General features: G+C 45.4%; 28 protein-coding genes and 1 pseudogene. 3 read left to right on the top strand and 26 right to left on the bottom strand.

Annotated features, from left to right (window positions below):
• Nucleotides 1-65: 65 nt before the first annotated feature.
• From lysS to ACZMB2_RS12320, 11 genes are all read right to left on the bottom strand, one after another.
• A complete protein-coding gene (lysS, locus tag ACZMB2_RS12370) occupies nt 66-1,664 on the bottom strand; it encodes a lysine--tRNA ligase (RefSeq protein ID WP_487596972.1) in 1,599 nt (532 codons plus the stop codon).
• 11 nt (nt 1,665-1,675) lie between these two features.
• Nucleotides 1,676-2,158: a transcription elongation factor GreA gene (gene greA / locus ACZMB2_RS12365; protein ID WP_487596971.1), complete on the bottom strand. Its 483-nt coding sequence runs from the start codon at nt 2,156-2,158 to the stop codon at nt 1,676-1,678.
• Between the two features lie 57 nt (nt 2,159-2,215).
• Nucleotides 2,216-2,635 (bottom strand): hypothetical protein, encoded by a 420-nt coding sequence (locus tag ACZMB2_RS12360; RefSeq protein WP_487596970.1) that lies wholly within the window; start codon nt 2,633-2,635, stop codon nt 2,216-2,218.
• 40 nt (nt 2,636-2,675) lie between these two features.
• Nucleotides 2,676-3,638 (bottom strand): tRNA dihydrouridine synthase DusB, encoded by a 963-nt coding sequence (gene dusB, locus ACZMB2_RS12355; RefSeq protein WP_487596969.1) that lies wholly within the window; start codon nt 3,636-3,638, stop codon nt 2,676-2,678.
• A complete protein-coding gene (locus ACZMB2_RS12350) occupies nt 3,635-3,970 on the bottom strand; it encodes a DUF6145 family protein (RefSeq protein WP_487596968.1) in 336 nt (111 codons plus the stop codon). The genes dusB and ACZMB2_RS12350 overlap by 4 nt, the downstream gene beginning before the upstream one ends.
• Nucleotides 3,971-3,982: 12 nt before the next feature.
• Nucleotides 3,983-4,969 (bottom strand): biotin--[acetyl-CoA-carboxylase] ligase, encoded by a 987-nt coding sequence (locus ACZMB2_RS12345; RefSeq protein ID WP_487596967.1) that lies wholly within the window; start codon nt 4,967-4,969, stop codon nt 3,983-3,985.
• Nucleotides 4,966-5,235: a hypothetical protein gene (locus tag ACZMB2_RS12340; protein ID WP_487596966.1), complete on the bottom strand. Its 270-nt coding sequence runs from the start codon at nt 5,233-5,235 to the stop codon at nt 4,966-4,968. Before ACZMB2_RS12340 ends, ACZMB2_RS12345 begins: the two co-directional genes overlap by 4 nt.
• 15 nt (nt 5,236-5,250) lie before the next feature.
• The gene (gene argF, locus ACZMB2_RS12335; RefSeq protein ID WP_487596965.1) at nt 5,251-6,237 is read right to left on the bottom strand and encodes an ornithine carbamoyltransferase; all 987 of its coding nucleotides are present in this window, start codon (nt 6,235-6,237) and stop codon (nt 5,251-5,253) included.
• Between the two features lie 91 nt (nt 6,238-6,328).
• The gene (locus ACZMB2_RS12330) at nt 6,329-7,246 is read right to left on the bottom strand and encodes an SPFH domain-containing protein (RefSeq protein WP_118770505.1); all 918 of its coding nucleotides are present in this window, start codon (nt 7,244-7,246) and stop codon (nt 6,329-6,331) included.
• On the bottom strand, nt 7,243-7,698 hold the full coding sequence (locus ACZMB2_RS12325) for an NfeD family protein (protein ID WP_487596964.1): 456 nt from the start codon (nt 7,696-7,698) through the stop codon (nt 7,243-7,245). The genes ACZMB2_RS12330 and ACZMB2_RS12325 overlap by 4 nt, the downstream gene beginning before the upstream one ends.
• A gap of 70 nt (nt 7,699-7,768) precedes the next feature.
• Nucleotides 7,769-8,695, bottom strand: coding sequence for a tRNA-dihydrouridine synthase (locus ACZMB2_RS12320; protein WP_487596963.1), 927 nt, complete (start codon nt 8,693-8,695; stop codon nt 7,769-7,771).
• A 167-nt stretch (nt 8,696-8,862) separates the two neighbouring features.
• On the opposite strand from ACZMB2_RS12320, the gene ACZMB2_RS12315 reads away from it, so the two are divergent.
• Nucleotides 8,863-9,297: a MarR family winged helix-turn-helix transcriptional regulator gene (locus ACZMB2_RS12315; protein WP_487596962.1), complete on the top strand. Its 435-nt coding sequence runs from the start codon at nt 8,863-8,865 to the stop codon at nt 9,295-9,297.
• A gap of 61 nt (nt 9,298-9,358) precedes the next feature.
• Here the strand turns inward: ACZMB2_RS12315 and ACZMB2_RS12310 are convergent, their stop codons facing one another.
• The 7 genes from ACZMB2_RS12310 to ACZMB2_RS12280 all read right to left on the bottom strand — a co-directional run bounded on the left by ACZMB2_RS12310 (nt 9,359) and on the right by ACZMB2_RS12280 (nt 17,535).
• Complete coding sequence (locus ACZMB2_RS12310; protein ID WP_118770526.1) at nt 9,359-10,357, bottom strand: ABC transporter permease; 999 nt, start codon at nt 10,355-10,357, stop codon at nt 9,359-9,361.
• A gap of 6 nt (nt 10,358-10,363) precedes the next feature.
• A complete protein-coding gene (locus tag ACZMB2_RS12305; protein ID WP_487596961.1) occupies nt 10,364-11,470 on the bottom strand; it encodes an ABC transporter permease in 1,107 nt (368 codons plus the stop codon).
• On the bottom strand, nt 11,463-12,995 hold the full coding sequence (locus tag ACZMB2_RS12300; RefSeq protein ID WP_487596960.1) for an ABC transporter ATP-binding protein: 1,533 nt from the start codon (nt 12,993-12,995) through the stop codon (nt 11,463-11,465). The genes ACZMB2_RS12305 and ACZMB2_RS12300 overlap by 8 nt, the downstream gene beginning before the upstream one ends.
• 140 nt (nt 12,996-13,135) lie before the next feature.
• Nucleotides 13,136-14,404 (bottom strand): BMP family ABC transporter substrate-binding protein, encoded by a 1,269-nt coding sequence (locus ACZMB2_RS12295; protein WP_308459180.1) that lies wholly within the window; start codon nt 14,402-14,404, stop codon nt 13,136-13,138.
• Nucleotides 14,405-14,611: 207 nt separating this feature from the next.
• Nucleotides 14,612-15,586, bottom strand: coding sequence for a DUF3878 family protein (locus ACZMB2_RS12290; protein WP_487596959.1), 975 nt, complete (start codon nt 15,584-15,586; stop codon nt 14,612-14,614).
• Nucleotides 15,587-15,660: 74 nt separating this feature from the next.
• Nucleotides 15,661-15,897, bottom strand: coding sequence for a GntT/GntP/DsdX family permease (locus tag ACZMB2_RS12285; protein WP_487596958.1), 237 nt, complete (start codon nt 15,895-15,897; stop codon nt 15,661-15,663).
• Between the two features lie 18 nt (nt 15,898-15,915).
• Nucleotides 15,916-17,535, bottom strand: coding sequence for a mannitol dehydrogenase family protein (locus ACZMB2_RS12280; RefSeq protein WP_487596957.1), 1,620 nt, complete (start codon nt 17,533-17,535; stop codon nt 15,916-15,918).
• A gap of 218 nt (nt 17,536-17,753) precedes the next feature.
• On the opposite strand from ACZMB2_RS12280, the gene ACZMB2_RS12275 reads away from it, so the two are divergent.
• Nucleotides 17,754-18,887 (top strand): ROK family transcriptional regulator, encoded by a 1,134-nt coding sequence (locus ACZMB2_RS12275; RefSeq protein ID WP_487596956.1) that lies wholly within the window; start codon nt 17,754-17,756, stop codon nt 18,885-18,887.
• 409 nt (nt 18,888-19,296) lie between these two features.
• Here the strand turns inward: ACZMB2_RS12275 and ACZMB2_RS12270 are convergent, their stop codons facing one another.
• The 3 genes from ACZMB2_RS12270 to ACZMB2_RS12260 form a co-directional block, all read right to left on the bottom strand.
• Nucleotides 19,297-20,184 carry a hypothetical protein gene (locus tag ACZMB2_RS12270; RefSeq protein ID WP_487596955.1) on the bottom strand — a complete coding sequence of 296 codons (888 nt, stop codon included), beginning with the start codon at nt 20,182-20,184 and terminating at the stop codon, nt 19,297-19,299.
• A 102-nt stretch (nt 20,185-20,286) separates the two neighbouring features.
• Entirely contained in the window at nt 20,287-21,165 is an 879-nt protein-coding gene (locus tag ACZMB2_RS12265) for a J domain-containing protein (protein WP_487596954.1), read from the bottom strand.
• Nucleotides 21,162-21,509 carry an arsenate reductase family protein gene (locus ACZMB2_RS12260; RefSeq protein ID WP_487596953.1) on the bottom strand — a complete coding sequence of 116 codons (348 nt, stop codon included), beginning with the start codon at nt 21,507-21,509 and terminating at the stop codon, nt 21,162-21,164. Before ACZMB2_RS12260 ends, ACZMB2_RS12265 begins: the two co-directional genes overlap by 4 nt.
• A 507-nt stretch (nt 21,510-22,016) precedes the next feature.
• On the opposite strand from ACZMB2_RS12260, the gene ACZMB2_RS12255 reads away from it, so the two are divergent.
• Nucleotides 22,017-23,405 (top strand): MATE family efflux transporter, encoded by a 1,389-nt coding sequence (locus ACZMB2_RS12255; protein ID WP_118771033.1) that lies wholly within the window; start codon nt 22,017-22,019, stop codon nt 23,403-23,405.
• Nucleotides 23,406-23,956: 551 nt separating this feature from the next.
• Here the strand turns inward: ACZMB2_RS12255 and ACZMB2_RS12250 are convergent.
• The 5 genes and pseudogenes from ACZMB2_RS12250 to ACZMB2_RS12230 all read right to left on the bottom strand — a co-directional run.
• Nucleotides 23,957-24,799, bottom strand: a complete 843-nt coding sequence (locus ACZMB2_RS12250; protein WP_487596952.1) for a hypothetical protein — start codon at nt 24,797-24,799, stop codon at nt 23,957-23,959.
• 44 nt (nt 24,800-24,843) lie between these two features.
• On the bottom strand, nt 24,844-25,461 hold the full coding sequence (locus ACZMB2_RS12245; protein WP_487596951.1) for a hypothetical protein: 618 nt from the start codon (nt 25,459-25,461) through the stop codon (nt 24,844-24,846).
• Nucleotides 25,462-25,476: 15 nt separating this feature from the next.
• On the bottom strand, nt 25,477-26,055 hold the full coding sequence (locus ACZMB2_RS12240) for an NUDIX hydrolase (RefSeq protein ID WP_487596950.1): 579 nt from the start codon (nt 26,053-26,055) through the stop codon (nt 25,477-25,479).
• A complete protein-coding gene (locus ACZMB2_RS12235; RefSeq protein ID WP_487596949.1) occupies nt 26,045-26,278 on the bottom strand; it encodes a hypothetical protein in 234 nt (77 codons plus the stop codon). The genes ACZMB2_RS12240 and ACZMB2_RS12235 overlap by 11 nt, the downstream gene beginning before the upstream one ends.
• 21 nt (nt 26,279-26,299) lie before the next feature.
• A pseudogene (locus ACZMB2_RS12230) lies at nt 26,300-26,476 on the bottom strand (type II toxin-antitoxin system RelE/ParE family toxin); the annotation flags it as partial.
• Between the last annotated feature and the right edge of the window lie 101 nt (nt 26,477-26,577).

The raw sequence follows: 26,577 nt of genomic DNA, 5'->3' as shown, positions 1-26,577 counted from the left end.
AGATGTATTTTCGGGGGTTATCGGGAACCCGAAAACCCTTGAAAACACTGGCTTTTTTCGGCTATTTAGTTGTCCAAGGGCTTCATCGTCGGGAAGAGCAGTACGTCACGGATAGCCGGACTGTCAGTCAGAAGCATAACCAGACGGTCAATACCGTATCCGATACCACCTGTCGGAGGCATACCGATCTCCAGTGCATTCAGGAAATCTTCATCTGTATGCTGTGCCTCGTCATCACCTGCTTCCGCATTTGCATCCTGCTGGGCGAAACGCTCTCTCTGATCGATCGGGTCATTCAGCTCAGAATATGCATTACACATCTCCCAGGTATTAATGAACAGCTCGAAACGCTCTACTTTATTCGGGTCGGACGGTTTTTTCTTGGTCAGCGGAGAGATGGACAGCGGATGATCCATGATAAAGGTCGGCTGAATCAGCTCTTTCTCACAGTACTCCTCGAAGAACAGGTTAATGATGTCACCCTTTGTATGACGCTCCTCATATTCAATGTGACGCTCATCTGCCAGTCTCTTAGCTTCCTCATCGGTCTCAACGGCATCAAAATCAATGCCTGCATATTTCTTAATTGCATCGTTCATGGTAAGACGCTCAAAGGGCTTGCCAAAGTCGATCTCAATTCCATTATAAGTAAACTTGGTGCTTCCGCAGACTTTCTCAGCCAGATAACGGAACATGCTCTCTGTCAGTTCCATCATGCCTTCATAATCCGTATATGCCTGATACAGCTCCATCAGAGTAAACTCCGGATTATGACGGGTGTCTACACCTTCGTTACGATATACACGACCGATCTCGAAGACTCTCTCAAGTCCGCCTACAATCAGTCTCTTCAGATAAAGCTCAAGGGAAATACGGAGCTTTACATCCTCATTCAGTGCATTGTAATGAGTCTCAAAGGGGCGTGCTGCTGCTCCACCTGCATTGGAAACCAGAGTTGGAGTCTCCACTTCCATGAAATCTCTTCCTGCCAGGAAGTTACGGATCTCTTTAATGATCTGGGAACGTTTGATGAAGGTATTCTTTACATCCTCGTTCATAATCAGATCTACATATCTCTGACGATAACGCATATCCGTATCGGTAATTCCATGATATTTCTCAGGAAGGATCTGAAGACTCTTGCTCAGAAGCGTCATCTTCTCTGCATGAATGGAAACCTCACCGGTCTTGGTACGGAATGCATAACCCTCCACACCATAGATATCGCCAATGTCAGATTTCTTAAAATCTGCGTAGCTCTCTTCTCCGATGGCGTCTCTTGCCACATAGACCTGAATGGTTCCTTTCAGATCACGGATGTTACAGAAGGACGCTTTTCCCATCACACGCTTGAACATCATACGTCCGGCAATGGATACATGAATCGGCTGTGCGTCCATGATCGCTCTTCTCTCATTATAATCCGCATTCTGTGCGTCTTTTGCCTGTGCCTCATCCATTCCCTCAGTGTTCAGCGGTGCTCTTCCTGCGAGAATCTTTGCCTCATGCTCTTCGTAAAGAGCTTTTACATCTGAAGAATGATGGGTCTGGTTATATTTTGTAATCTGAAACGGATCTTTGCCTGCATTCTGGAGGTCAGCCAGCTTCTCGCGGCGAACCTTTAACAGCTGTCCAAGATCCTGTGTATTATTATTTCCTGCCACTTTCTCTCTCCTTAGTTTGCTCTGTGAATGCTGAGCACTTTGTATTTTACAATGCCAGCCGGTGCTTCTACTTCCACGATGTCTCCTACTTTTGCTCCAATCAGTGCTTTACCGAAGGGAGACTCATTGGAAACTTTATTCTGAAGACTGCTGGCCTCGGAAGAACCCACCAGTTTGTATTCCTCTTCTTCATCGTATTCAATGTCCAGAACACGTACCAGGCATCCGATATTGATTTTGTCCAGATCGACCTCATCTTCATCAACAACCTCTGCATTTTTCAGAATCTGCTCAATCTGCTCAATACGCGCCTCGATATCTCTCTGCTCGTCTTTTGCTGCGTCGTACTCGGCGTTCTCAGAAAGATCTCCCTGCTCTCTCGCCTCTTTGATCTTCTGAGCAATCTCACGTCTCTGGTTTACTTTCAAATCCTGCAGCTCATCCTGCAATCTTTTAAGACCTGCATAGGTCATAATATTTTTTTTATCCGCCATGTTTAACACCTTCCAATCTATCCAATAAATCTATTGAGTCAAGTTATTTTATCGTACCTAAGAAATAATGTCAAGGTGCATTTCCCAGTCGCAAAGATCCATAATCAGGTTCCCAGCCCTCCGAATCTCCTGACTGTCAGTCACGGTCATAAGCAGTCCCTGCTCCTCAAAAACCTCCTCCGAAAGCTCCCGAAAATATTCCGGTCGATCGGTCAGCACATAAAGCAGATTGAGCTTTGGCACTAACAGCTCCAAAATCCTCTCTACCTGCCAGGCCGGTTCTGATGGATTATCCACCACTACCAGCTCCAGATTTCGAAGCGGAATTCCTGCCTCTCTTCTTAAATACGTGAGCACTTCCGGGGTCTGACTCATATATAGGAAAAAACTCTTCTGTTTTTTTTCCTTTTTCTCCGTTACATAATCCTCTTTCTTCTGATGCTGCAGCCACGCGCTTAACCGTCTCCACCAGTTCAAAAAAGCCGCCTCCGCACCTTTGACCTCACTCAAATATATGTCACAGCCCTTGGATTAAATGCTCCAGCGCTTCCAGACTTTCGATTTCGTTGACCCGCGCCCGAAGTTTCGCCGAATTAGGATATCCGGCTGTATACCAGGCCACATGTTTTCTCATCTCCCGGATTCCGGTATATGCACCTTTATATTCCACCAGCATCTTCGCATGCCGGAGAATCATGGCTTTCACTTCTTCCAGATCTGGCTTTGGTTCTTCTTCCCCAGTCTCCATCCAGTGCAGAATCTGCCGGAAAATCCACGGATTTCCCTGTGCGCCCCGACCAATCATGATGCCGTCGCAGCCAGTCATCTCCACAAGCTGCCTTGCAGCCTCCGGAGAAGTCACATCTCCATTTCCAATGACTGGAATCTTCACCGCTTCTTTTACCTGACGGATAATGTCCCAGTCCGCTTTTCCACTGTAATACTGCTCTCTGGTCCGGCCATGCACCGCTACCGCTGCTGCTCCTGCGCTTTCCGCAATTCTTGCAATCTCCACTGCATTGATATGCTCATCGTCAAATCCTTTTCTGATCTTCACGGTCACCGGTTTTTTGATGGCTTTTGCAGTCTTACTGACGATCTCTTCCACCAGCTTTGGATTTTTCATAAGGGCGGAACCTTCACCGTTGCCAGCTACTTTCGGCACCGGACATCCCATATTGATATCCAGAATGGAAAAGGAGCGGTTCTCTATCTTTTTCGCCATCTCACTAATGATGTCCGGATCGGAACCAAACAACTGCAAGGACACTGGCGGCTCCCGGTCATCAATGGTAAGCAATTCTTCCGTATTCCTGTTATTAAAATAAATTGCCTTGGCACTGACCATCTCCATACAGAGAAGCCCCGCTCCCTGTTCTTTACACAAAAGACGAAATGGCAGGTCCGTAACACCTGCCATGGGAGCGAGGATCAGATTATTTTTCAGACTTACGTCTCCGATCTTCAGTGTCTGTATCATCCTTCTACATCCTCGCCAAGGAAGAACACCTTATAGTACAGTTCCAGTGACTGTAACAGCTCCGCCTTCTCTTTCCTGATCTGACGGATCTTCAGTTCACTTCCAATATCGTCATAAAGCAAATCTCCTTCATTCGCTGATACTTCCAGCAGAAGATTCCCCTCCTCATCAAATACCAGGGTCAGCACGCCACCGATATCTTCCGTGAACAACACGCACATAATCTTCAGCTCATCCTGAATTTGCTGAGGAAGTGCCTTAAAATCTTCATTCAGATAATATTTTTTCTCATAAGCGCTTGCTCCGCAGAGCACCACTCTGTCCTGATACATCTGTCATTTCTCCTATACATATCCGTACAATCCACGCACAGAAACTTCTCCCGCGTAGACGCAGACAATTTTACCGTCTGTCTTTTTCACTATCAGTTCTCCACTGTCATTGATTCCCTCGGTAGTTCCGGTATATTCATGTCCCGGCTCCAGCACACGGATCTCATGACCGCAGGTCACACAATGTTTATTATATTCTTCTTTCAGTGCCGATAGATCCTCTGTTTTTAAAAATGTTCCATAGAGATCTTCCAGTTCTTCCATCACAACGGCAACCAGCTCCGCTCTTGCAATGGCATGTCCTGCTGCCTGTTTTAAGGAACCGGCAATCTCCCGGATCTCTTCCGGAAATTCTGTCTGGTTCACATTAATACCCGTACCAATGACCACATAGTTGATATAATCAACCTCCGTGCTCATTTCCGTCAGAATTCCACAGACTTTATGTCCATCTACTACCACATCATTTGGCCATTTGATGCCAGCTTCCAGTCCCGTCACACTCTGAATCCCCCTGACCACCGCCATAGCCATAAGAAGGGTCAGCCGTGAAGCATGCTCTGGGCGAATCTGTGGTTTTAGCAGAATCGTCATGGCAATATTCGCTCCTTTTGGGGTCTCCCAGGATCTTCCCCTGCGTCCTTTACCCCCGGTCTGCTCTTCTGCTACTACCAGAGTTCCAGTTTCTGCTCCCTGCTCAGCAATGCGCTTGGCATAATTATTGGTAGAATCCACACTCTCCAGGAAAATACAGTTTTTACCCATCTGCTCCGTATGCAGCCTGCTCACGATTTCCGAAGCAGTCAGAAGATCCGGTGTTTCACCTGAACCCAGCTTATATCCACGATTTTTTACCGCTTCGATATCATAGCCTTCTTCCCGCAGCTGGCTGATCGCCTTCCAGACAGCAGTCCTGGAAACTCCAAACTGGTCGCAAAGCTGCTGTCCGGATACGTAGTCATCCGATTCCCGCAATATTTTCAATAATTCTGTTCTCATAAAATTCCTCCCAGGCGCAGAATCGTTATAACGACTGCCATCCACATAGCCGCTGTCAATACTGCATAGCAAAAGACACCTGGCTGATTTTTTACTGCCCATTCTCTGGCAGTTCCCGCTCCAAAGAGAAACGCCCCCGCCAGAAATGCAAATAGCATGCATACCATCCGCTGTTCTTCATCCGACGCTGCCACAAATCCCATGGCCAGAATAAAGAGACTCAGCCAGACAGTAATATTCCGATATCTTTCCAGAAATCCTTTCATGATTCCTCCGGCTTTTTATGCTCCCAGCGTTGCTGCCATCACAGCTTTGATGGTATGCATACGATTCTCAGCCTCATCAAATACAACAGACTGGGATGACTCAAATACTTCGTCGGTTACTTCCATGGCATCCAGGTTAAATTTCTCACTGATCTGTTTGCCGATCTTGGTTCCCAGATCATGGAACGCCGGCAGACAGTGCATGAAGATTGCCTGCTCTCCTGCATTTTCCATCACTGCTTTATTTACCTGATAGGGAAGAAGGTCATGGATACGCTCTGCCCATACTTCATCCGGCTCACCCATGGATACCCATACGTCCGTATAAATGACATCTGCGTTCTTAGTTGCCTTCTGTACATCCTCTTCCAGCGTGATCTTTGCGCCGGTCTCTTTTGCGATTTCCTGACACTGATCGATCAGCTCCTGGGACGGCCAGTATTTCTTCGGCGCGCATGCAGTAAAGTCCATACCCATCTTCGCACATCCTACCATCCAGGAATTGCCCATATTGTAACGGGCATCACCCATGTAAACGACTTTCACATCCAGATTTCCGAAATGCTCACGGATGGTCAGCATATCTGCCAGAATCTGGGTCGGATGGAACTCGTTGGTCAGACCGTTCCACACCGGAACCCCTGCATATTTTGCCAGCTCTTCCACGATCTCCTGACCATATCCACGGTACTCGATACCCTCATACATTCTTCCCAGCACACGGGCAGTATCTGCAATGCTCTCCTTCTTACCGATCTGAGAACCGGTGGGATCAAGGTACGTTGTTCCCATACCCAGGTCATGGGCAGCCACTTCAAAAGAGCAGCGGGTTCTGGTACTGGTTTTTTCAAAAATCAGCGCAACATTTTTACCTCTTAAAGTATCTACCGGAATGCCTTTTTTCTTCTTGGCTTTCAGCTCTGCAGCCAGATCCAGAAGATAAGTCATCTCTTCCGGTGTATAATCAAGCAGTTTCAAAAAATTTCTTCCTATTAAATCCATGGCGATGTCTCCTTTTGTATGTATGTGCTTTCATGCAAACAGGCTGGCGCAACATGCTGCGTCAGCCCGAAATGTGTTTCTGCAATGCGAATTACTTCTCTTTCGCTACTTCCGTAACAGAACTTACCAGTCCGGCAAGCTTCTGAATCTCGGACGGAATAATGATCTTGGTTGCCTGTCCGTCGGCTGCCTTTGCAAATGCCTCCAGGCTCTTCAGCTGGATCACCGCTTCATCTACTCCTACTTCTTTCAGGAAACGAAGACCGTCCGCATTTGCCTGCTGTACTTTCAGGATGGCTGCTGCCTGACCTTCTGCTTCCTTGATCATCTTCTCTTTCTCTGCTTCTGCTCTCAAGATTGCTGCCTGTTTCTCGGCCTCTGCATCCAGAATCGCAGACTCTTTATGACCTTCTGCCACCAGAATAGTGGACTTCTTCTCACCTTCTGCTTTCAGAATTGCCTCACGGCGCTCACGCTCTGCCTTCATCTGCTTCTCCATGGCATCCTGAATGGCAGCCGGAGGAATGATGTTCTTCAGTTCCACACGGTTCACTTTGATGCCCCACGGATCTGTTGCCACATCCAGGGAAGCACGCATCTTGGTGTTGATGGTCTCACGGGAAGTCAGGGTCTGGTCAAGTTCCAGATCTCCAATGATATTTCTAAGGGTGGTAGCGGTCAGGTTCTCGATGGCCATGATCGGATTCTCTACACCATAAGCAAAAAGCTTCGGATCCGTAATCTGGAAGAACACAACCGTATCAATTCTCATGGTTACATTATCTTTTGTAATTACCGGCTGCGGCGCGAAATCCACTACCTGCTCTTTCAGGGTCACTTTCTTTGCCACACGATCAATGATCGGCACCTTAAAATGGATACCTACCGGCCAGGTTCCGTTATACGCACCCAGACGTTCCATAACAAGTGCGGTAGCCTGCGGTACCACTTTCACACAGGATGCCAGAATGATCAGAATCACCAGAATCAGTACGCCTACTAAAATCATTTTATTTCCTCCTTTATCTCCTCCACGATAAGCTTCACGCCTTCGATGGCACAGATCTTTACTTTGCTGCCTGCCGGGATAATCTTCAAATCATCCCTGCTTCTTGCTGTCCAGCTGATATCGGCAATGTCAACTTCTCCGGTCTGCGCCAGATTATTGATCTCCTTCGTTGCTACAGCTGTTCTGCCGATCAGACTGTCCGCATTGGTTTTTACCTGTCCCTTTTTCATAAAGCGCATGGCTGCCGGTCTTGTAACCAACAGTAAAATCAGTGACAGTACCAGAAAAATTCCTGTCTGGACTCCCATACTCGCACCAAAAAAGGTAGAGATAAATGCTGCTGCCGCCCCGCCTGCGAACCAGACTGTCGTCAGGCCCAACGTCGCAATCTCAATGGCCAGCAATACGATCACCAGCACAAGCCAGATCACTGCAGAGTTCATTCCTGTCATGCATTTTTCCTCCGTTTGCTGTGATTGTTTTTATTATACAATATTCCCATACGGTTGACAACGAAAGGATTTATGAAACTGTCTGCAACTTTCCCATCAGCTGCTCATACTCTTGCTGCGTCTGCAGTTTTTTGATCTTCTTCTCCAGTCCCTTCACTTCCGGGAACAGTTTCACCTGATAGAGCCACAACTCTTTCATTTTAAATAGCACGTTCCGGTAACCACCCAGATCCCGTTCCAGATAGCCGTGATAGACCAGATCGTGAAACTCCCAGAATTCTTTCCGTCCGGTTTCCGGATGGAGAAGTCCCGGATTCATGAGAAATCCCCTGCCAATCATCAAACAATCTGTATCCGGCCGCTCTTTCTGAAATTTCTCCAGCTTCTCCTGATTGAACAAATCACCGTTATAGCATACGGGATTTTTGCTCTCCTTTGCCGCCAGATCATACATTTCCATTCTGGGGTAATTCTTGTACCCATCGGTCTGTACTCTTGGATGAATGATCAATTCTTCCAGAGGATAACGGTTAAAAATTTCCAGAAGTCTCGGAAATTCTTCCGGCTTTTCCTTCCCGATTCTGGTTTTTACGGATAATTTCAGTTCTGAACCCAGTGCCTCAAAGATGTTGTCCAAGAAACAGTCCAGCTCTTCCGGAAATGCCAGAAATCCAGAACCTTTTCCTTTCGTCACCACCGTTTTGGACGGACATCCAAGGTTTAAATTGATCTCCTGATATCCATAGTCTTTCAATGCTTTTCCGAGGCGGATAAATCCATCTGCCTTGTTGGTCAGAATCTGCGGTACCACATAAATTCCTTCATTATGTTCCGGCAGGATTTCCTGCAGCTCTCTTGTCTTAAAATCCCGCTTCTCATGAGTTTCCAGAAACGGGATAAAATATTTATCAAGAGGTCCGTATACTTTTGCATGAGCCTGTCGGTAGGTATAAGTGGTAATGGCCTCCAACGGGGCCATATAGTAATGCATTCCCATGATCGTATCACCTTATTCTTATGTTATCGAAATTATATTCTAAAATCCCCCAGTGAGTCAATTTGTTTTCTATGAATACATTCCCGTTGACACATTCTTTGATTCATGCTACGCTATTCAAATATGAACAGTTCATTTTTGAATTATCCGGAAGTGAGGTAAAAATCATGAATGTACGTCTGGAATTTGCAAGAAAAATACGATTGGCATACAATGAATACTGCAAATCTTTATGTAAAGAGATTCATATGCCGCAAACAGCCTTTGATATTCTTATGTTTCTTGGCAACAATCCGGAATGCAAAACAGCCCGCGACATCGTGGAAATCCGGAAAATTAAAGCAAATCTGGTCTCTGTCAATGTAGATAAACTGGTAAAAGAAGGATATCTGACCAGAAACAGTATAGAAGGAGACCGACGAAAAATCGAACTTCAATGTACGGAACAGGCACTTCCCATTATCGAAAAAGGCCGAAAGCTTCAGCAGGATTTTGAAACTGCTCTTCTTAAAAATACAAATGAGAACGATCGTAATGTATTTTTCAAGACGCTGGAAATCATCGAAGAGAACCTGGAGCATCTGACCCCTGAAAATCATTAATACTGCAACAGAAAATCCCCGCGGTCCATACCATCGGACCGCGGGGTTACATTTTCTATCTTTATCGCTCTTCCCTGAAGTAGGCCAGGCCCAGACTTGCAGGCGGCTGACTCTCTCTCTTACTGCGGATGCTGGTCACTACCAGTACCACCAGAGTTACCACATACGGAATCATTTTATATAACTCCTGAAACTCCATATGATCCATTCCGGTCGGAATGTAGAGATACAGGATATACAGTCCTCCAAACAGGAAGGATGCCAGAATACTGATATTCGGACGCCAGATGGTGAAGATTACAAGGGCGATAGCCAGCCAGCCTCTGTCACCGAAGGCATCGTTGGACCATACACCGCAGGCATAGTCCATAACATAGTAGAGACCGCCAAATCCTGCGATCATACATCCGACACAGGTTGCGATGTATTTATATTTTGCCACGTTAATACCTGCTGCATCTGCAGTACTCGGGTTCTCGCCGACTGCACGAAGCTGCAGGCCGACGCGGGTGTGATGCAGAATATAGGATGCTACCAGCGCAATGAGCACTGCCAGATATGCCAGGAAGCCGTAGGACAGGAACAATTTTCCAAACCAACCCAGTTTTCCTGCAAAGGGAAGGGTCTTGCTGAAAAATCCACTGGTTGCCGTCAGGGTAATGGAGGGAACATCGCTGTCTACCAGTTTGATCAGCGAACCGCCAAAGAAGTTACCAAAACCAACACCAAATGTAGTCATGGCAAGTCCTGTTACATTCTGATTTGCTCTCAGTGTCACGGTCAGGAAACAGTATAAGATTCCCATGAGCAGCGAGCCAAGCATGCAGCATGCCATCGGAATCAGAATGGCGAGGGTTCCGTTCATGGCAGACGCATCCGGCACAGAATGTTCATAGAAGAAAGAACCGATCACACCACAGATGGCTCCCACATACATAACGCCCGGAATTCCCAGATTCAGATTACCGGATTTCTCGGTCACAATCTCACCGGTACTTCCGAACAGCAGCGGAATGCCCTGCACAATGGCTCTTGGAATAAACGCAAGTAAGAAGTTCAACATGATTTATTTTACCTCCTTCTTCTCTGCTTTTTTACGTGACTGCAGCTGATAAGAGATGAAGAATTCACAACCGATGATAAAGAACAGAATAATTCCCGTCAGGATATCGGAGTAAGACTGGTTCAGTCCGAAGTTTGTGGAAATCTCACTGGCACCACGATTCATGAAAATGATCAGGAAGCTGGAGAATACCATGGTCAGCGGATTGAATTTGGACATCCAGGATACCAGAACTGCCGTAAATCCCTGACCTCCTGCAATGGTTGTGGTTATCGTATGATTGATGCCTCCCACCAGCAGAAGACCAACCAGTCCGCAGATAGCACCGGACAGTACCACCGTCCGCATGATCACTTTTTCTACTTTAATGCCAACGTATTTCGCCGTGTTCTCACTCTCACCCACAACAGAAATCTCATAGCCATGTTTACTGTAGTTAAGATAAATATACATAAATACCGTAATGAGCACTGCCACCAGAATGCTTAAGAGGTATTTGTAACCGAATGCCTGGGGCAGCCAGCCCACATTCGTATTCTGATTGATAATTCCAATCTTTCCGGAGCCCTTCGGCACTTCCCATACGATGGTATAAAATGCCACCAGCTGAGTAGCAATATAGTTCATCATCAGAGTGGAAAGAGTCTCATTTGTATTCCATTTTGCCTTGAAAAATGCCGGAATAAATCCCCAGAACGCACCAGCTGCGATACTTGCCACAATCATGCAGAGGATGACTGCCGCATTCGGAAGCTTGTTCCCCAGACAGATCATGCAGGCTGCAGATGCCAGACCACCGATGAGCACCTGACCTTCACCGCCAATATTCCAAAATTTCATTTTGAACGCCGGAGTCAACGCCAGGGAAATCAGAAGCAGGATGGAAATGTTCTGGAAGGTAATCCAGGTCTTTCTGGCAGAGCCAAATGCTCCTGCAAAAATAGACTGATATACCTGAATCGGGTTAATACCCGTCGTTACGGTTGTAATTATCGCGCAGAGAATCAGCGCCAGCACAATGGCCGCTGCCCGGATTCCCAGCGACTGATACCAGGGAATGGCATCTCTCTTTACAATATGGAAAAGCGGTTCTTTCTTTTTCTCATTCATGTTCTTCACTGCCTCCCATTCTGGTCATCATCATGCCGACCTCATTTTTATCTGTCGTTCTGGCATCCACGATGCCGCTGACTTCTCCTCCACAGAGAACCATGATCCGGTCGGAAAGTTCTACCAGCACATCCAGATCCTCGCCGACAAAGATAACAGCCACGCCCTTTTTCTTCTGCTCATTCAGCAAGTCATAAATCGTATAGGAGGAGTTGATATCCAGACCACGCACTGCATAAGCCGTCAGCAAAACGGTCGGTGAGGATGCAATCTCGCGTCCCAGCAGTACTTTCTGAACATTACCACCGGAAAGACGGCGAACCGGTGTGTGAATGCCCGGTGTTACCACTTCCAGACTCTCTACCACATGCTCTGCCAGTTCTCTGGCCGGTTTGCGGTTGACAAAGGGAGTCTTTCCTTTCCGGAAGGAACGAAGCATCATATTATCGGTCAGATCCATATTTCCTACCAGACCCATGCCTAGACGGTCTTCCGGAACAAACGAAAGGGAAACACCCATCTCCGCAATCTTCAGCGGATCTTTTCCAATTAACATTTCTTTTGTGCCATCCGGTTCCATATAGGCAATCGTTCCGGACTCTACCGGCTGAAGTCCTGCAATTGCTTCCAGCAGCTCCTTCTGTCCGCATCCGGAGATTCCGGCAATGCCAAGAATCTCACCGCTGTTGGCAGTAAAGCTGACATCCTTTAACTTGACTACGCCCTCTTCATTCCGGACAGTCAGACCCTCCACCTCGATTCGTGGTTTCGGATCTACCGGGTCCGGACGGTCAATGTTCAGGGTTACTGTATGTCCAACCATCATATTGGTCATTTCCGTAATGTTGGTCTCGCTGGTCTTCATATCGCCAATATACTGGCCACTTCTCAGGACTGCCACACGGTCAGACAGAGATTTTACCTCGTTCATCTTATGGGTGATAATGACAATCGCTTTTCCATCATCTCTCATTTTACGAAGTACACGGAACAATTTTTCCGTCTCCTGAGGGGTCAGCACTGCCGTCGGCTCATCCAGAATCAGAATGTCCGCACCGCGGTAAAGTACTTTTACAATCTCCACGGTCTGCTTCTGAGAAACAGACATATCATAAATCTTCTGCTTCGGATCCACTTCAAATCCATATTTTTCACAGATGTGTGCAATCTTTCCGGATGCTTCTTTAATATTCAGCTTTCCTTCCAGACCCAATACAATATTTTCCGTAGCAGACAGTACATCCACCAGTTTGAAATGCTGATGCACCATACCAATGCCCAGCTTTAATGCATCTTTTGGTGATTTGATAATCTCTTCTTTTCCATTGATAAAGATCTGTCCCTCATCCGGGAAATAAATACCGGAAAGCATATTCATCAGAGTTGTCTTTCCGCTTCCGTTTTCTCCCAGGAGCGCCAGAATCTCTCCCTTATAAATATCCAGATTCACTTTCTCATTGGCAACAACCGCGCCAAAGGTCTTCGTTACGTTTCTTAACGAAACTGCTGCTATTCTGGTATCCATCTTTCGTCCCCTTTCTATATTAGAGCCGTATTAGAACCGTTCCGTCCTTTTTATCGTATGGAAAACTTCGTTTCCATACGATAAAAAGGGCGGCGCGGCGATAGTCGCTGTGCCGTCCTTTGCAAGGCATTTTATTTAAATTAGAATGCGGTATCCAGAAGGTTGATGCCGTCGATCTGTACATTGAAGTACGGAGCGGAACGGTACTCAGACTCATGGAAATATCCGTCGCTTACTACCTCATGATCCGGGGTGTAATCTGCATCCGTATCCACATCTGCTTCATAGCTGGTCATCTCTGCACCATCAACGGTGAAGGTAGCGGTATCAAATACATGTAAGGTACCAGCTTCAATCTCAGCAGTTGCTGCATCGATTGCTTCCTGAGTTCCATCTGCTACTGCGCTTCCAAGGCTGCTCAGTTCAACAGAACCGGTAGCCAGTGTTCCGGTCCAGTCAGCGTCGATCTGGGTTCCATCTGCTACACAGTTCATTGCATACTCAAAGTAGGGCTCCCAGTTTACTCTGGAAGATACAAGGAAGGTGTTCGGGCAAGCGCTTTCGGTGCTTCCGTTGTAGGATACGTTCGGTACACCTGCGGTCTCGCATGCGGTCGGAGCTCCCATGGAGTCTGCATGCTGGCTGATCAGTACGCATCCGTCCTCGATCAGTTTGTTAGCACCCTCTTTCTCAGCGGTCTCATCATACCAGGAACCGGTAAAGGTAACGTCCATTGTTACGCTCGGGCATACAGAACGTGCGCCCAGGAAGAAGGAAGTATATCCGGAGATAACCTCTGCATAGGTATAGGCTCCTACATATCCCATCTTTGCCTGATCCTCAGTGATATCTCCGTTTGCGATCATCTCATTTAATTTCATACCAGCAGCAATACCTGCAAGATAACGTCCATCATAAATGGAAGCGAATGCATTGTGGAAGTTGTCAAGTCCCTCTGTATGAGCCTTAGTTCCGGTTGCATGGCTGAACTGTACTTCCGGATACTCTTTTGCAGCCTCGATGATGTAATCCTCATGTCCAAAGCTGTCTGCGAAGATGAAGTTACATCCTGCATCTGCCAGCTCACATGCTGCATCATAACATTCCTGACCTTCCGGGATATTGGTCTTAGTCATGTACTCAATACCAAGCTTCTCACATGCTTCTTTTGCTGCATTCATAAAGTTCAGGTCATAAGTAGAGTTCTCATCATGCAGGAAAATGAAACCTGCTTTTACATTGGTAACTGCAGCGGTGCTGTCTGCATCTGCTTCCGTGTCAGCTGCCTCATCAGTAGTCTCTGCTGCTGTACTATCAGTGCTGTCTGCTGCTGTGGAAGAACCACATCCTGCAAGAGTCATTGCGGTCAAAGCCATAGCAGTAAGTAAACTTACAACTTTCTTTTTCATAAATAATCCTCCTGTGTCCCCATTTACGGGTTGTCTCTTATGAGCTGAACTTATGAGTCATAAGATCAGTTTATTTCTTAACACTTGTCAGTATAGGCAGTTCCCCCTAATATTGTCAATAGAATTTTTGTTTTTCCTTTGTTTTTTCGCATAATTCGACTCAGTTATAATTTAAAAATATTTTTATTATTAAGTATTACTTATAAATTAATTTTCCACATGCGCTTTCCTTCCTATACATTCCACCGTCACGGTCCGATCAAAAAGTCCTCGTTTCCAGACCATAAGATATACCTGAAAATCCAGATGATCCTGGGCTGTGGTAAATGGTTCTTCCCGCAGCACCTCTGCCCGGATTCCTTTCCTTTCCAATTCCATCCTTTTGTCCTCTGCCTGTTGGAGCATCGTCCGGATCTGCAGGTCTGTCTCTGCTCCATAGCTTCGATCAGGATATGTGGCTGTTTCCTCTTTGAGCCACACCGACAAAAGATCAACCGTATCTGCATGGACATTTTTTCGAAGAGCTGACGCAATTTTTCTGGCATTGACTGGAGCCGGATCTTTCCGATAATCGTTGAGCATTTTCTGAAGCTTTGTATCTCCCGTCTTCACAGCCAATTCTTCCATTACCGCAATCGCCTCTGCCGTCGGTTCCCACACATTTTCCCGCGGTACCAGATATTTTTCCGGAACGGCCGGATAACAGCTGCAGTTCAGCGGAGGAAAGTCGCAGAGCAGTGCAATTTTCTGTTCCCCCGGCGTGCAGAATTCCGGCCCCAGATATTCATATTTGTCCCGCAAAATGGAAATCCGGTATTCCAGCTGCCGCAGATATTCCCATCCTTTCACCCAGAAATGCCCGATCGCGCCATAATTATAGAGATGTGCCTCCAGTTCCAGCTTCCGAAACCATACTGTTACCACACTGTCTCCCTGCCAGACAGAGAGAATGTACTCCTCCCGCTTCTCATCATGGCTTAAGGAAAATTCCAGCTCACCTTCATATTCACTTTTGTAGGTTCCTGTCATATGAGCATTTCTGAAAATGAGAAAACTTTCTACTGCGTCATTCATCAGGTAAACGAGGCGGATATCTTTCGCTTCCGGCTCTTCAGGTATCAGCAGTTCAAACTGATTCTGCTCCAGTAATTCCTGAAGCATTCCTATGGTTTCATTCATCATGTACCTGATTATACAATAAAAGCTGCAAAACCTCAATCAATGAAGTTTTACAGCTTTTTACCTACAGCCTTTTCTTAACTTGTTCCAATGTCGGCATTGCCGGAATGGCGCCTTTCTTTTCCACGCAGAGGCTGGCCACCGCATTTCCGAACCGGCATACCTGCTCCAAGTCCGATAAACAGAGCGGAAATTACCAGCGATAATACCGGATGAATTTTAAATTTGATGATTAACAGTAATAAAAGTATGATTCCCACTGCCGCTGCAATCAGCAGTCTCGTCGGATCAGCTGCAAATACCGGTTCTGTCATTTTCTTTCCCCCTGTTATCTATGCGTTCACATATTTATGAATGGTTGCCTTGATTGCTCCCGGTCCCGCGATCATCTCACGGAACATGTTCTGAACCTTCTCACCAACTCCTGCTTTGTAAAGATCGATAAAGAACAGGCGCTCGTTGGAAAGAATCGGTCTCAGCTGATCTGTAAAAGTCTCCGGCTGACCGAGCACGATATCCTTTAACTGTTCCTGAATTTCTTCATTCATCGGGTCAGGTGCAAGTTCATATTTCTTACCGGCATCATCCACTGCCAGCATATAACGAAGCCATCCTGCAATTCCCAGCGGAAGTGCTGTCAGTCTGGATGCATCTCCATATTTTTCCACATATGCTTTGATCGTCTCTCCGAAACGAATTCCTACCATCTGGGATACATCGACTGCCAGACGAAGGTTGGTATCTCCCAGATATTCATTTGGAAACCGGTCATTAAAAAGTTCATCTACAAATGCCTGCGGTGAGAGAATCCCTGGATCCTGTACCACCGGAAGTCCTTCATCATAAGCAACCATCCGGGCCATCTTCATCATATCCGCATCTGTATTGAGCATGTGAGCAAATAACTCATATCCAAGGGCAACTCCCAGCGGTCCGGTGGCAGAATGAACCGGATTCAGACAAACGGTTACCTTCATACGTTCTGCCAGATTGACCGTCTTACGGTCTGCCATGTAAACACCAAAGCCTTTTTCCAATGCCGGACGTCCATTGGGGAAACTGTCCTCGATCACCAGATACTGCGGTTTTTCCGCATTTACAAACGGTGCAATGTAAGTCTTCTTCGCAGTGATTACCGGCTGCATATCTTCCACTCCCAGTGCTTCCAGATCTGCTGCAATCTGCTCGCTTGGACGAGGAGTGATTTTATCAATCATGGTCCACGGAAATGCGATTGTTTTCTCATCACTCACATAAGCAAGGAACCCATCATCCACATAGCCTGCCTTTTTCCATTCTTCCGCCATGGTCAGCACGGACTGACGAAGCCTTGCTCCATTCTGGGAGCAGTTGTCCATGGAAACCAGTGCCAGCGGATATTTTCCTGCCTGATACCGTTCATAGAGCATAGCCGTCAGAACTGCCATAGCCCCCGTGGCTTTTGCCGGACCGTTCTTAATATCCGCTTCCACAAACGGGAACCAGGTTCCATCTGCTTTCTGCAGCGCATATCCCTTTTCTGTAATGGTAAAGGAAACCAGCTGAAGAGAGGGAGCGGCAAAAATTTCTTTCAGTCTGTTCCACTGTTTATCATTGGAAGACTGGGCTTTTACCGCCTCTGCCAGAGCGCCTAACACTTTGTAATCTCTGGTGCCATCTCCGTGCAGAATTACACTCAATCCAAGATTATCATATGGAGCATAAATCTTATCTGCCACATCATAGTCAAAGGTCTCCACACAGGTAAGTCCCCTGTCCAGAGCCCCTTCTTCCAGAAGACCATCTGCAATTCCTCCGATAAAGACACGGAAAATATTGCCGATTCCGAAATGTACCCAACGCGGTGCTTTTCTCGCCTTTTCGGAAACCTCTTCCACATCATATCCCGGCAGCTGAATTCCCGCTTTTTCCCATGCCTCACGATCTTTGATTCCCGCCATTGTCAACTTCATAGTTTGTTCCTCCTTCATTATTTTACTTACATTCAATACTTATGTTTATATCTTAACTGTAAGTCTAGTATATATGTTAGCAAATCACTCGTCTACTGGCAATTACACCAATGTTTATTTTCTATTTTTGTGGACTTTTACCATCTTCCTGTTCTATACTGAAATAAAGCGTAATACTTACCATTAACTTATAAAGTTATCAGGGGGGATTTAATTCTATGAGTGAAAAGGGATTAACGACGATTAGTCTGAAGAAAATCAACCGTTCCAAGGTCTATCAATATATTTATAAGGCAAAGGCATCTGCCAAATTGAAAATCGTGCAGGATCTGCAGATGGGATTGTCAACTGTCAGCCAGAATCTGAATCTGCTGGAAGAAGAGGGGTTGATCGAACGAAACGGTTATTTTGAATCCACCGGCGGAAGAAAAGCACATGCCATCCGGATTGTTCCTGACTTTAAGATTTCTATCGGAATCGGTATTTTGAAAAAGATGTTTCATATTACAATTGTGGATTTATACGGAAATGCGCTTTGCATGGATACCATTCCACTTCCTTATGAAAATACAGATGCTTACTATGAACAGGTTGCTTCTGAAATCAAGAATTTTATTTCCAATCAGCAGTATGATGCTGACAAAATACTGGGCATCTCCATTGCCACTCAGGGAATCACTTCTCCTGACCACAGCACAGTTACTTATGGAACCATTATGGGAAATACCAGTATGAATGTGGCCGATTTTTCCAGCCGGCTTCCATGGCCCTGCCATCTGGAACACGATTCCAAATCCGCCGCTTCTCTGGAATTGTGGAATCACCCGGAACTGAACAGCGCAGTGGTTTTTCTGCTCAACCGGAACTTAGGCGGTGCGGTTATTGCCAACCATCAGATTCATCAGGGAAGTTCCATGCACAGCGGAACCATTGAGCACATGTGTATCAATCCGGATGGTCCCTTATGTTACTGTGGAAACCGTGGCTGTCTGGAAACCTATTGCTCCGCCAATGCACTGGAACAGGCTGCCGGACTTCCCATCAAAGAGTTTTTCCCTCTTTTGAGAGAAGGTGCTTCTCCTCAAGCAATGCAGATCTGGGAAGATTACCTGAATCATCTGGCCTTTGCCATGAAAAATCTGAACCTGATCATTGATGCGCCCATCATTATCAGTGGCTATCTGGCTCCGTATTTTACAGAAGAGGACATTGCAAAACTGGCAGAGCGGATCAACAGCTCCACACCTTTTGCAGTAAATCCGACGCAGATTCTTGTGGGAACTCACGGGCAGTATACCCCGGCAATTGGCGCAGCACTTTACTATATTGAGCAGTTTATACAGTCGGTGTAAACTTTTCACCGGAAACTTTCATTATACCTAGCTCGTTTTGGCATATAGAATATTTATGTCTCTCCATGCCCAATATTTGCAGTTAAAAAAATTATTTTCGCTATATAATTTTAGAAATTAGACAAATTGGACATACAGAAATTCTTATGTATCTTTTGCCCAAACTTTCCTAATTTTCTGGGCATCTGATCTCACAGATTTTCTATATGTCCAAATCAATAATAAAAACTTGTTTTTTATAGAATTTTCGCATGTCTTGCATTGCCGGATTGGGCAGAAAATAACTTTTATTTTCTATCTGCCCAGACACTTCTAATTTTTTATTTTCGCACTCATTTTCCAGCCGCTGATACTCGGATTACAGGCTTCCCAGATATCCATTTGTATTTCAAGTATTAGGATTTAAATGTTATTCACCGGACTTGGGATTTTCACCGGAAATATCCACATCCAGCAACACTTTAATCAGCCAGAAAAATACCAGAAGTACCAGAATAGGAATCACACAGGATGTAATCAGCATCACGGCCACTGCTTCCACAAAATGATTCAGGGAATTCTGCACCTTCTGTACCAGTTCTTCCGAAGAAATGGTCACATTTTCCACCGCTGTTGTTACCGAATCCTTCGCACTGGAAAGGGCATCCTTTGCCTTGTCAAAGATGCCGGAGATTCCTGTTTCCTGCTGCGCTGTATTCTGATCTGTGCTCTGCTGCGCCTGTTCCATCTCCTGCTGCGCGGCGCTGCTGTTTTCCAGCATTTCCTGGGTACTCTTCGCATCCTCCAATGTCGCATCGATCTGGGACTGATAAGTGGTCTCGATAAGATCTGATACCTTCACACTTGCCGGAACTACCAGAAAAATGCAGATACCGAAGATCAAAAGTCTCCGCGCCAGCTTGTCAACACTCCGATTCCGCGCCATCATATTTGCCGCATACAGCACACACGCCGCCGGAATAAAGATTTTAAACGCTGCGTACCCGGTAATCGTCACCAGATACTTTTCCAGAAATACCGCACACAACACGATCAAAAGATAGCCACTCAAATCCGCTACCTTCTCTGCAATAGGCGTTCCAATATCTCCCGGCAGTAACGTAATCAGTGCAGATGTGGCCGTCGTGGCCGCCGTCAGTTCCAGCACCGTCGCCTTCTTCTCATCGAGGGATGCAATGGTCGCCTGATGGGACTCCGGTGCAGATGCATATTTCTCCAGCACCGTAAAGGAAAGAAGTCCTATCAAAAGCCAGATCACTATGTAGATACATTTCTTCTTATCCAATGTAAAATTCATGGTTCACCTCCGTGACACATCATTTTTATTTATCATACTATTCCTGCAGGTTTTCATGCAGCCGTAGGCCGGACAATGACCTTCGCTCCCTGCTTCATGGCCTTAATCTTTTGTAAGCAGTTTTGCAATCTCCAGATTTCTGTCTGGAATTCGATACTGTTCCGCCTCTTTTTCCAATCGAAAATAAAAGATCACTTTTCTGTCGAGGACTTCCATCTTCACCCGCGCCAGTTTTTCTTTCAATAAAGGAATTATGCAAAAATAAATCCGGTCATCCTCGAAGGAGAGATGTCCATACTCCATTCCGTTTTTATCCTGTACCAGAATCCTGCTTCCTTGAAATGCTTTCGGATACAGAAGCATTTTCTCTCGCAGCGGATGTTGCCGGTCTTCTTTCAGATACGCCCGGAACCGGTAGATTTCCCGTCCTTCCTGGTCAAGCCGTACTGGCTTCGCTATCTTTCGCAACACCTTCACCGGCTCAATAAACTGCTCCGCCAGATACTGGAACAGACGACTTCTCACCGCCATCGTTTTATCCGTATGTTCCATGAGTTCTTTCACCACTTCATGAATGCTGATGAGAAACAACTGAAAATCCTCTTCCTTCGGCTCCCACAGATATTTTCCTCTGGCGGCACGGTAATAGGGATGTCCTTCCTCTGTCTCCATGGTGTAATAAAGATACACATTTCGCTCACAAAAGGCTCCTTCATTGACCACTCCTGCCCATGTGGGCCGCTTCCGCTCTGAACGGGTCTTTTCCTGTGGCTTCCACATCGAATCAAATGCATGGGGATGATTTTTCAGCAGCTGATAAGCTTCATTAATCTCCTGCGCACGCCGGATATGCTCCGGCTCTTCTGACCCCAGCGCATCCGGATGACAGGTATTCATAAGCTGCCGGTATTTCTTCTTCAGGGAATGAAGATCGTCTTCCTCCGTGACGGAAAGAAGACGCCTCGCCTGCGCTACATTCATAAGAGAGTTTCCCACTCTGCCATCTTAAATCCGGTCAGCACCCGGTCACCGTCCACGATCAGAGGACGCTTTACCAGCATGCCATTGGTCGCCAGCAGTTTTAACTGCTCCTCCTCGCTCATTTCCGGCAGCTTGTCCTTCAGCTTCATTTCTTTGTAGAGCATTCCGCTGGTATTGAAGAATTTCTTCAACGGCAAACCGCTCCGTTCATACCAGTCCTTTAACTCCTCAAACGTCGGATTGTTCTCCACAATGTGGCGGTCTTCATAGGGAATCTGATGCTCATCCAACCATTTTTTGGCCTTCTGGCAGGTGGAGCATTTGGGATATTCAAGAAATAACATACGTATAGCCTCCTTTTTATTTATCATACCATTCCTGCAAGGTTTCATGCAACCGGAGGCTGGACGATAGCTGCTGCTTCAACCAAATCATTTAACGAGGTAAAACCGTTTAGGCAATACTTCTATTACACCTGGCTCATTTGGGCATATGGAATGTTTTTGTCTCTCCACGCCCAATATTTGCTACGAAAAAAATATTTTGCGCTATATAATTTCAAAAATTAAACAAATTGGACATATAGAAATTCTTATGCATCTTTTGCCCAAATTTTCCTAATCTTCTTTTCAAGTGTATATTTCAGCAAAAAAGCAAGTGTATTCTTATTCTTTTATACTCAATTTGTCCAGTTCCACATCGAGGCACAATATCTGTTTCTAATGATTATTTTCCTCTTTCCTAAAAATTGTGGATATATTTTTAAATAAGCAAAGAAGGTGTGAAATTTCGCAGAAATATGTTATGCTGAACAGGTATTAAAAAGGGGATTTATGTAAAGGAAGGAATTTATGTTAGAAAAGTTTCGCAGAAAATATATCGGGGACAGAAATTTTTATGGAAGATACATCGCGCTGGCATTGCCGATGATTATACAAAATGCAGTGACAAACCTTGTTAGTTTTCTTGACAATATTATGGTTGGACAGCTTGGTACAGAGCAGATGTCCGGAGTTGCCATTGTCAATCAGCTGATATTTGTATATAATCTGGCAATCTTCGGGGCTGTATCAGCAGCCAGTATTTTTGGTGCGCAATATTTTGGAAATGGAAATCACAAAGGGCATATGTATTCTTTCCGTTTTAAGCTGTATGCAGCTTTGACGGTTACCGCACTTACCATTCTGCTGTTTGTGACGAAGGGGGAAAGCCTGATTTCTCTTTATCTCACCGACACCTCCGGAAACGGTGCGACAGGTGCCGCATTACAGTATGGATTGCAATATCTGGTCATTATGATGGCGGGATTGATTCCTTTTGCCGTAAATCAGTCTTATGCGACCAATATCAAGGAAACCGGACAGACATTGATTCCCATGATCGCAAGTTTTGTGGCTGTTGGAAGCAATGCCATATTGGACTATCTCCTGATTTTCGGTATCGGGCCATTCCCGGAACTGGGTGTGCAGGGTGCCGCTCTGGCAACGGTCATTGCCCGTTATATAGAAGCTCTTATGATTATTATCTGGGCACACAGACACAGAGAAAAGAACCGCTATCTTGAAGGAGCATATCTCGGATTTGGTATTCCCAAATATGAATTGAAAGCAATCATCATCAAAGGATTGCCGCTTATGATAAATGAAGTTCTGTGGGCTGCGGGAATGACCGCCGTAATACAGTGTTATTCGATCCGTGGCCTGGAAGTAGTTGCCGGACTTAACATTGCTACGACCATCACCAATCTGTTCAACATCATTTATATCCAGCTTGGTGCCTGCATCAGCATTGTGGTGGGACAGTATCTGGGTGCCGGTGAACTGGAAAAAGCCAAGGATGCGGATAATAAAATGATTGTGTTCAGTGTTTTTTGCTGTGTCATTGTAGCTGTATGCATGCTTTTTATCGGCAGATTTTTCCCACAGATCTACAATACCTCTGAGGAAATCCGTACACTGGCAACCAGATTTATCGCCGTATCCGCAATCATCATGCCGTTCTGTTCCTTTAGCCATGCATCCTATTTCACACTGCGCTCCGGTGGAAAAACAATGGTGACATTCCTGTTCGATTCTGTTTTCACCTGGATCGTTGTTGTCCCAACTGCCTTTTTACTGGCTCACTATACCGGACTCGGTATCATAAGTGTGTACTTCTTCGTACAGGCTACGGAACTGATTAAGGTGGCCATCGGTTATTTTATGGTACACAGTAATGTATGGCTGGTTCAGATGGTGTAGAAAACTAAAAGGGACTGTCCTTTCACCACTCCAACTGCTTCTGCCGCCAGGTTGCTGATACGGTCAGCATAGCGATATGTAATTGGCCCCTAGACAATTGTCCACAAATAGTTGTATTTTCATTATCTATTTGCTATAATTTAAACAAGAGTGCTACCAACAACGGTAGGCGGTTAGTCCTTCTCCAGAGGGACTGTGATCCTCTGATTACATAGAAACCTGTAAAGGAATTTATCGGAAAGGAGGACTAAGCCAATGAGTATTATAGATTTCATCGCAATAATAAGCTTCGGCTTAACCTGCTTTAGTATCGGATACACATTCGGTAAGGATAATCATAAAACACAAAAATAGCCGCCCCAGTCTGGAAAACTAAGCGGCAATTTTTGTTTAGCAATATATCAGGCTAACCGTCTATCGGTAGTACTCTTTTTATGTAATTATATTATCATGGCTTAACATAAATGTCAATTGCAGAGCAATGCCTATTTGTTGTATTTTATTTAACTTTTTGTAACACAGGCTAAGCCCTCACTATCTACTTCCTGAATCTACTCGATTTCAATGACGTAATTATAACTGTAAGTATGTACATACAGCTTTCCATCCTGCTCCACAATGAGATCCGGCATTTTCTTCAGCAGTAATCGGTCAATGATTTCTCCTGTATTTCGGTTAATCTGATAGAGATAGTCCGGCTCTGCGGTAAATCCATAGCCGCAGATCAGAACATCGCCTTCTACCACAAAATTCATGGAATTATAAGACTGGTCTGCGCTTCTCCACAGCAGCTTTTCATTTTTCAGATCATAGGCAAACATAAAGCAGGTATTCGGCTGTGCATAACCGTTGGCCACACTCGCCCCATAAAAAATGCCATCTTTTAAATAAGCATTGTTTCCATTCACATACCATTTATCGGTCGGATAATGCAATACATATAGACAGTTACCTGTTCCATTTTCATAGATATACAGATCTTCCCCTTCCCACAGGTACTCATAGTTTTCATCTGAAAAACTGTTCCAATCTGTGCCGATCATGGGAAGAGACAGGTTTTCGCTGGCATACCATTCATCTGCAAAATCAATACCGTTATCCTCTTCTGATAAAATATTCCACTTTAACGGAGTAACCGAGTCCCCCTCTGCATGAGTTTCCGTTACTCCGTTGAAATCTATGGTGATATATTTCGGTTCGACCGTTTCTGCAACTTCTGCTTCTTCTACTTCAGCTATTTCCATATTTTCGGTTTCATCAGGTACCTCTGTCACTGCATCCACAGTTTCATCGTTTTCTGTTGATTCAGGTTCTGAAGGTACCGTCTCTTTGCTGCAGCCCATCAGTAACAACACGGTCATAGATAACGCTATCAAAAGTCTTTTTCTAATCATGGTCATTCTCCCATTCACTTGTTCATTTTATAAAATGAAGTATACTACGCCATCTTTGCTCCGGCAACCCGATAGAGAATCAGACCGCCTTTTTTCTCATATCCGGTATCCCATAGTCCATGAAAATCCAGCCACCTTGCACCACCATAGGTAACCGCTTTTACAGAGAAATGCCCCGCTTCCTTTTTATAGCCGGTCAACATATACCAGTGCCACACATAATCATCATATGCCGATTCCTTGTGTTTCAAGGTCAGACACGGAATGGGCCATCCCACCTGAATCTGTGCTTCCACCGCTTCTTCTGCTTTTTCGTAAGGTGTCTGTCCTTCCAGTCCTTCTATGCAAAGATCCGTCACTCCCGCATCTGCAAGATACCGCTGAAATCCTTCTATATAGAGGCTCAAACGATCTACTCCACCAATTCTCGGACGCAGATACGGCTTCATCTTCATGGCAAACCGGTCATAGTCTTCCCTGCACAGATGTGCTATATTATAAGGATATATCTGCTTCCATCCCTGCTTTGCCGCCAGATAAATGCAGGTATCACATGCCGCCAGTGCTGCACAGCCTCCGAATTTCATCAAGAAATTACTCATCCAGTCCTGGCTTCCGCCCTGAACTCCGTCAATTGAAAAATAATCCAGCTCCTTTTTCATCCCTGCATCTGCTCCTCAGATTCTTTTCACTTTCTCAATCAGTTTCCCATAGACCCGTTCCACAAACCACGGTTCCGTGGATTTCTGCAATGCTTCCTCCGGCGTAAACCATGCCACACCGCTGTTTTCATCTGCCTTTATCCGAACATCTTCCTCTGAATCCGCTTCCAATAGGTAGGTAATATTCAGATGCAAGTGGCTGGATATATACTTTCCCTTCTTTACATGTCCATCCACCGTTAAAGATTCCAGAGAAAAAATATTCTCCGATACCGGCCATACATGTGCTATACCAGCCTCTTCCTTTACCTCACGAATGACCACTGATAACAGATCTGTCTCACCATCTGCATGGCCGCCCAGCCAGGACCAGGAATTGTAAATGTTATGGTACACCATCAAAACCTTGCTTCTGTCCTTATTTACCATCCAGGCCGATGCAGTTACATGTGCCACTGTATTTTCCCTTGAAAATGCATCCTCATGCTGCTCAATCCACTGAAAGATCAGATTTTTGTCCCGCTCTTCCTTCTCATTGAATGGATGATATGCCGCAATTTCATCTAATAATTCCTGTCTGTTTTTAGCACTCATAGGTCTGCCTGCTGCTGTATCCTTCCTTCTTAAATTCCGAGCACAACACTTCCATCTCAATCGGCGTGCATCTCACATAATCTCCTGTTCCCGTTGCCAGCGCACAGGTGTTATTTTCCATTACATACGCATCTATCGCGCTCTTTAATGCCTCCTTCGGCATTTTAACCTGTTCCTTTTTATTCCAGTATTGTGCTGCATTTTCAAACTGTTCATGTGTCATGACCAAATTACCCTTTTCACTTTAATCAAAAATTCTTGTAATATCCTGATACCGATTCATTACACGGTAAATCTCAACATACTCGCTGTTTACCTTATAGATAATCACATAGTCTGTCCATACTGCATATTTATAGTCTGTCCGAAAACTGACCCTCTTTGAAAGATCCGAACCTATTTCCGGAAACATCTGAAGATTGTGAACCTCACATGACTAGAAGTCACATGCTTCTCAGCCGCTTTAAGCGGCAAGACTAAATATCGGCGGATACGCCTGTAACTTAGTTGCACAGATATGTG

Source organism: Hominiventricola sp. (assembly GCF_057604405.1).
The sequence above is the reverse complement of the archived record's forward strand: the minus strand, read 5'-3'. Positions and strand labels throughout refer to the sequence as shown.